The 3,898-nt window shown below is 74.1% G+C and carries 1 protein-coding gene; it reads right to left on the bottom strand.

Translation table 11 applies throughout. The features are described 5' to 3' along the window. A partial coding sequence (locus ACWD3D_RS34385; RefSeq protein WP_451464621.1) for a condensation domain-containing protein occupies positions 1-3,898 on the bottom strand: 3,898 nt, incomplete at both ends.

Genomic DNA, 3,898 nt, shown 5'->3' with positions numbered 1-3,898 from the left:
CGAGGACCATCGCACTCGCCAAGTGAATCGCGTCCAGAGAACGGATGTTGAACTCCTCCAGAGCCCCCGCCGCCTTGAGCACAGCGGCGTCGACATGTCACGGTCACGGGCGGCGCGGCGTCGTCCGCCGCCTCGCCCGCGAGGTAGAGCTCACCGACCGCTCCGACCGGGACCGGCCGCAGGCCTGGTCCGAGGACCACGACCGATGCCCCGCTCCTCACCTCGGCCAGGGGACCGGCGTCACCGCCGGGGGCCGGGACCTGCGGTCGGACGGCCAGGTCGGCGAGGTTCAGGACGGCGTTCGCCCGTTCCTCGGCGCCGAGCAGGTCGATCGCGGCCAGCCGGGTCAGCGGCTCGTCGGCCAGAGCCTGGCAGATCCGCACCAGTTGGTCGGCGATGGACCGAGCGACCGGCGGCGGGAACAGGTCGGTGCGGAACTTCAGCAGCATCCGCAGGTCCGGGTCGGCGGCGGCGACCACCGCCATCGGGAAGTTGTTGCCCGCGATGGTGCGCAGGCCCGTGAGCTTCAGGCCGGTGTGCGTGTTGGCCTGGAACAGTCCCTCCTGGTCGCCCGGGTAGGAGTCGAAGCTCAGCAGGGTGTCGAACAGCGAGCGCAGCCCGGTGGTCTCGTAGATCTCGGTGAGGCCGACGTGCTGGTGGTCGATCAGCGCTGTCTGCCGGGTCTGCAGTGCGCGCAGGTAGTCGGCCAGGGTGTCGGCCGGGTCGGCGCTCACCCGGACCGGGATGGTGTTGATGAACAGGCCGAGCATCGTGTCGACGTCGGGGACGTCGGCGGGCCGGCCGGAGACGGTGGCGCCGAAGACGACGTCGGTGCGGCCGGTCATCGCGGCCAGAACCAGCGCCCACGCGCCCTGTACGACCGTGTTCATGGTGACGCCGAGTTCGGCGGCGCGGACGGTGAGCCGGCGCGCGGTCTCGGTCGCCAGTGGGACGTCGAACTGGCCGATGTCCTCGACGGCGGTGTCGGCGGTGCCGGTGCGGTCCTGGTCGCCGGCCAGCAGTGTGGGCGTGCCGACACCGCTGAGAGCCTCGCGCCAGACCTGGGTGGACGCCTCGGCGTCGCGGCCGGCCAGCCAGCTGAGGAAGCCGCGGTAGGCGGGCGCGGGGGGCAGCTCGTCGTCTTCGCCGGAGGCGTACGCCCAGAGCAGTTCGCGCATCAGCAGCGGCACGGACCAGCCGTCGAACAGCACGTGGTGGGCGGTCAGGACGATGTCGTGCCGGTCCGGGGCGGTGGTGACCTGCTGGATGCGGAGCATCGGCGGGGCGGCGGGGTCGAATCCGGTGTCGCGGTCGGCGGCCAGCAGGGCCTCGAACGCGGCTTCGCGGGCGGTGTCGTCGGCCGCGCCGGACAGGTCGTGGGACTGCCAGGGCACGGTGACCCGGTCGCGGATCACCGACAGGGTGGTGCCGTCGGGGCGGGTGACGAACCCGGCACGCAGGTTGGCGTGCCGGTCGAGCAGGGTCTGGGCGGCGGCGCGCAGCCGCGCCGGGTCGACCTCGCCTTGGACGTGCAGCACGTACTGCACCTGGTAGACGTCGCTGCCGGGCCCGGACAGGCTGGCGTGGAACAGCAGGCCGGCCTGCATGGGTGTCACCGGCCACACGTCGGACAGCCCGGGATGGGCGAGTGTCAGCTCGTCGAGGTCGGCCTGGGTGACGCGGGCCAGCGGCACGTCGGAGGGCGTCAGCCCGCCGGCGTCCGGGCCGGCCGTGTGCCGGGCCAGGCCCTCCAGGGCCTCGATCCACAGCTCGGCGAGTTCGGTGACGGCCGCGGCGCTGATCGCGCCGGTCGGGAAGCCGAAGTCGGCGCGCAGCTCGGGCCCGTCGGCGCCGTCGGTGACCGCGGCTCCGATGTCGACGGTCGCGGAGACCGGCATGTCGGCGTCCAGGGCCGGGAGGTGGGCGTCGCCGCCGGGCATCGGCTGCCAGCCCGCGGCGGAGCCCTGCCGTCCCGCCCCGGCTCGGGCGATCCGGCCGAGGTAGTTGAAGGCGATCTGCGGAGCGGGGTGCCCGGCCAGCTGCTGACCGGCCTCGGGGTTCAGGTAACGCAGCAGCCCGTAGCCGATGCCCTTGTCCGGAACGGCCAGCAACTGCTCCTTGACCAGCTTGACGGCATGCCCGGCGGCCGGGCCGCCGCGCAGCGCCTCGTCGAGGTCGACGCCTGCCAGGTCGAGCCGGACCGGGAACAGCGTGGCGAACCAGCCGATGGTGCGCGACAGTTCGGCGCCGGGGACGACGCCCTCCTCGCGGCCGTGGCCCTCCAGGCGCAGCAGCGTCGAGGGTTCGCCGAGACCGCGGCGTTCGCGCCACTTGGCGACCGCCAGGGCCAGCGCGGTCAGCAGTCCGTCGTGGGCGCCGGAGCGGAAGAGGGCCGGGAGGGTGGTCAGGACTTGCTCGGTGGCCTCGGCGGGCAGCGCGACCCGGACGCGTTCCACGGTCGACGCCACGTCGACCGCCGGGTCGAGCGGGCGCTCGCCGAGCAGCGGGTCGGGTCCCTGGACGGCGTCCAGCCAGCGCGGCAGTTCGGCGGCGCGCTCCGGGGTGAGCGCAGCGTCGCGCAGGGCGTGGGCCCAGCGCCGGGCGGAGGTGCCGACCGGTTCCAGGGCCGGGGTACGGCCGATCCGGACCCGCTGCCAGGCGTTGTTCAGGTCGGTGAGCAGGATCTGCCAGGACACCGCGTCGACGGCCAGATGATGGACGACCAGGGCGAGGCGGCCGCGGTGGCGGTGGCCGAAGTCGAGCCAGACGGCGGCGAGCAGGCGGCCGGCGGTCGGGTCGAGCAGGTCGGCGGCTGCGTCGAACTCGGTGCGCAGGGTCGCCAGGGCGGCCTCGTCGTCGGGTGCGCCGGCCAGTTCGATCCGGCGGACCAGGTCGGTGGCCGTGACGGTGCGCACCGGGTCGATGTCGAGTTCGGTGTCGTCGCTGTCGCCGGTCACCAGGCGGGCCCGCAGGACCGCGTGCCGGTCGAGGACGGCGTCCAGGGTGGTGGCCAGGCCGATCGGGTCCATGCCGGGCGGCAGGTCGAGCACCATCGCCTGGGTGTAGCGGCGGATGTGCGGGCCGGATTCCACCAGGAACCGGCCGATCGGGATGAGCGGCAGACGTCCCGCGTCACCGCCCTCCAACTCCTCCAGCACCGGCCGGTCGACGGCCTGCCCGGCGACTGCGGCGAGTTCGGCGACGCTGCCGTGGGCGAACACGTCCTGCGCGGTCAGGGTGAGGCCTGCCGAGCGGGCACGGGCGACGACCTGGATGGAGCGGATGCTGTCGCCGCCGACGGCGAAGAAGTCGTCGTCGACGCCGACCCATTCCACGCCGAGGACGTCGGCGTAGATCTCGGCGAGCACGGCCTCGGTGGGCGTGCGGGGGGCCCGGAACCCGGTGCTCTCGAAGACCGGCGCGGGCAGGGCCTTGCGGTCGAGTTTGCCGTTCGGGGTCAGCGGCATGCGGTCCAGGACCACGATCGCGGCGGGAACCATGAACTCGGGCAGCCGGACCGCGGTGTACTGGCGCAGTGCCCGCGCCTCGACCGGGACGACGTCGAGGGCTACTTCCATGCTGGCGCCGGAGGCGGAATGGCCGGGGCCGGCCGCCCGCAGCGGCACCACGTAGCCGACCAGGCGCTTGCCGCGCTCGGTGTCGACGACGACGACGGTGGCCGCGGACACGGTCGGGTGGGACAGCAGAACGGCCTCGACCTCGCCGGGCTCGATCCGGATGCCGCGGACCTTGGCCTGGACGTCGGCGCGGCCGGTGTACTCCAGGACGGGGGTGCCGTCGCCGCCGGCCGGCAGGGTCCAGCGGACCAGGTCGCCGGTGCGGTACAGACGGGACCCGGGCTGCTCGCCGAACGGGTCGGCGACGAAGCGCGCGGCGG

The sequence above is a fragment of the Streptomyces sp. NPDC002690 genome (assembly GCF_053592415.1).
Note: the sequence above shows the minus strand (reverse complement) of the source record. Positions and strands in the feature narration are given on the sequence as shown.